The organism is Microcoleus sp. B3-D7 (genome assembly GCF_036705305.1).
Lineage (GTDB): Bacteria > Cyanobacteriota > Cyanobacteriia > Cyanobacteriales > Microcoleaceae > Microcoleus.
The window spans coordinates 1-2,794 of record NZ_JAUBUE010000117.1; the positions used below are offsets into that span (position 1 = coordinate 1).

The 2,794-nt window shown below is 66.9% G+C and carries 1 protein-coding gene; it reads left to right on the top strand.

The features are described from left to right. Positions 1-102: 102 nt before the first annotated feature. Positions 103-2,794: amino acid adenylation domain-containing protein (locus QUB25_RS29505; RefSeq protein WP_333189009.1), on the top strand; the 2,692-nt coding region annotated here is incomplete at its 3' end.

Here is a 2,794-nt window from a genome sequence, read left to right on the forward strand (position 1 = left end):
GACACGGCTGTGGTGGTTGAGGGTGGGTCGGTGGTGGATTTGGTGGGTGTTCGGGTGGGTTTGGTGCCGGATGCGGTGGCGGTGGTGTGTGGGGATGTGTCGTTGACGTATGCGGAGTTGGATGCGCGGGTGGAGGTGTTGGCGGGGGTGTTGGTGGGTTGTGGTGTGGGTTCGGAGACGGTGGTGGGTTTGTGTTTGCCGCGGTCGGTGGATTTGGTGGTGGGTGTGTTGGCGGTGTGGCGGGCTGGTGGTGCGTTTTTGCCGGTGGATCCGCGTTATCCGTCTTCGCGGTTGGAGTGGATTGTTTCGGATGCGGTGCCGGGGTTGGTGTTGACGGATTCGGGTTGTCGTTCGGTGGTGCCGGATGTGGGTGTGCCGGTGGTGTTGGTGGATGAGGTGGTGGGTGGGGTGTCGTCGGGTGTGGTGTTGCCTCGGGTGGCTGGTGGGGGTGCGGCGTATGTGATGTATACGTCGGGGTCTACGGGTGCGCCGAAGGGTGTGGTGGTGACGCATGATGTGGTTTTGAATGGTGTGTTGCGGTTGGCGGAGCGGGTGGGGATTTCGGCGGGGTCGCGGGTGTTGGCGGCGTCGTCGGTGAATTTTGATGTGTGTGTGTTTGAGGTGGTGACGTCGTTGGTGGTGGGGGCGACGGTGGAGGTGGTGCGGGATGTGTTGGTGGTGGGTGAGCGGGGTGGTTGGTCGGGGTCGGTGATTTCTGCGGTGCCGTCGGTGTTCGCTGAGGTGTTGGATGAGGTGTCGGGTCGGTTGTCGGTGGATGTGGTGGTGTTTGCGGGTGAGGCGTTGCCGGCGTCGTTGGTGGGTCGGGTGCGGCGGGTGTTGCCGGGTGTGCGGGTGGTGAATGCGTATGGGCAGACGGAGTCGTTTTACGCGAGTGTGTTTGTGGTGCCGGATGTGGTGGTGTCGGGGTCGGTGCCGGTGGGTGGGCCGTTGGGGAATATGCGGGCTTATGTGTTGGGTGGGGGTTTGGTGCCGGTGCCGGTGGGTGCGGTGGGTGAGTTGTATGTGGGTGGGTTGATTGCTCGGGGTTATCACGGTCGGGGTGGGTTGACGGCGGAGCGGTTCGTGGCGGATCCGTTTGGTGCGGTGGGGTCGCGGATGTATCGCACGGGTGATCTGGCGCGGTGGACGTCTGCTGGTGTGTTGGAGTATGTGGGTCGGGCGGATGCGCAGGTGAAGGTGCGTGGTTTCCGGATCGAGCCGGGTGAGGTGGAGGCGGCCCTGACCGCCCACCCCGACATTGCCCAGGCCGCCGTCGCCGTCGATCGCGCCAACGGCACCGCCCGGCTGGTCGGATACGTCGTGCCGACCACGCTGGACTCGGCCGGCTCGGTCGACGAGCAGGGCCGTTTCTCCGCCGACATGACGGCGGGCCTGTCGGAACGGGCGCTGCGCCGTTTCGTGTCGGGTCGGTTGCCGGAGTTTATGGTGCCGTCGGTTTTTGTGGTGTTGGATCGGTTGCCGTTGACGCCGAATGGGAAGTTGGATCGGTTGGGTTTGCCGGTGCCGGAGGTGTCGGTGGGGGAGTATCGGGCGCCGCGGAGTCGTGCTGAGGAGGTTTTGGCGGGGGTTTTCGCGGAGGTTCTGGGTGTGGCTCGGGTGGGTGTGGATGATGATTTCTTCGCGGTGGGTGGGGACAGTATTCGTTCGATTCAGGTGGTGTCGCGGGCGCGGTTGTTGGGTGTGGAGGTGACGCCGCGGCAGATTTTCGAGCGGCGGACGGTTGCGGAGTTGGCGGAGTGTGCGGGGGTGGATGCGGCGTCGGTTCGGCTGCCCGAGTTGGAGGGTGGTGGTGTGGGGGCTGCCCCGTTGTTGCCGGTCGTGTCGTTCGTTCGGGAGTTGGGTGCGGGGTTCGACCGGTTCGCGATGTCGACGGTGGTGGATTTGCCGGTGGGGGTGGATCTCGCGGCGTTGGTCGCGGTGGTGGCGGTGGTGGTGGATCACCACGATGTGCTGCGGGGTCGTCTGGTCAGTGGTGGTGGGGGCTGGTGGGAGGTTGGTCCGGCTGGTGGTGTGGATGTGGCGGGGTTGGTGCGTCGTGTGGGGTGGGTTGGTGGGTGGGATGAGCGGTGGCGGTCGGTGGTGGGGGTGGAGTTGGAGGGTGCGTCGGGTCGGCTTGATCCGGCGGGTGGGGTGGTGGCGCAGTTCGTGTGGTTCGATGCCGGTGATGCGGTGCCGGGGCGGCTGTTGATGGTGTTGCACCATCTTGTTGTCGATGGTGTTTCCTGGCGGATCCTTCTGCCTGATCTGGCTACGGCGTGGCAGCAGTATCAGGCGGGACGTGTACCGCAACTCGCTCCGGTTGGCACGTCGGCGCGGCGGTGGGCACACGCCCTCGCCGACGAGGCGTCGGAGCCGGACCGGATCGCCGAGCTGCGGCACTGGATCAGGACCGTCGAGGACCCGGACCCGCTGCTGGGTTCCCGCGAGCTGGACCCGGCGGTGGACACGGTCGCCACCCTGGACGTCGTGACGGTGCACCTGCCGGAGGCGGCGACCGGACAGCTGCTCACCACGGTCCCCTCGGCGTTCCACGGCGGGGTCGACGACGGCCTGCTCGCCGGGCTCGCCGTGGCGCTCGCCCGGTGGCGCCGGGACCGGGGTGTCGAGGAGCCCTCGGCACTGGTGCGGCTGGAGGGCCACGGCCGTGAGGAGCAGGTCATACCCGGTGCCGACCTGTCCCGCACGGTCGGCTGGTTCACCAGCATGTACCCGGTCCGTCTCGACCTGACCGGAGTCGACCTGGACGACGCGCTGGCCGGTGGCGCCGCCGCCG